Source organism: Oleiphilus sp. HI0117, from assembly GCF_001635235.1.
This window is the reverse complement of the sequence record NZ_LWGA01000821.1, coordinates 1-315: the sequence shown is the minus strand read 5'-3', so window position 1 is coordinate 315 and position 315 is coordinate 1. Positions and strand designations below refer to the sequence as shown.

Genomic DNA, 315 nt, shown 5'->3' with positions numbered 1-315 from the left:
CGGAAATACCCTCTAGCCCTGGACGTAAACAGCATATGCCGCGGACAATAAGCTTAATAGGCACGCCTGCTTGTGATGCTCGATACAGTGCCCGAATAATTTTGGGTTCTGATACTGCATTAACTTTAATGGTGATTCCTGAGGCTTTACCTGCTTTGGCATTATTAGCTTCTCTTTCTATCATCGAAACCAAAGAGTCATGTAAGGTGAAAGGAGCATGGAATAGTTTTTTGATCTTCAGTGCTTTGCCCATACCCGTGAGCTGCTGGAATATTTTATGAACCTCTTTCCCGAGAGCTTCATCACCACTCATAA

At 43.5% G+C, this 315-nt stretch carries 1 pseudogene; it reads right to left on the bottom strand.

Features of this window, described 5'->3' with window-relative positions:
- Positions 1-315 (bottom strand): annotated as a pseudogene (locus A3757_RS13675) (RNA degradosome polyphosphate kinase); the annotation flags it as partial.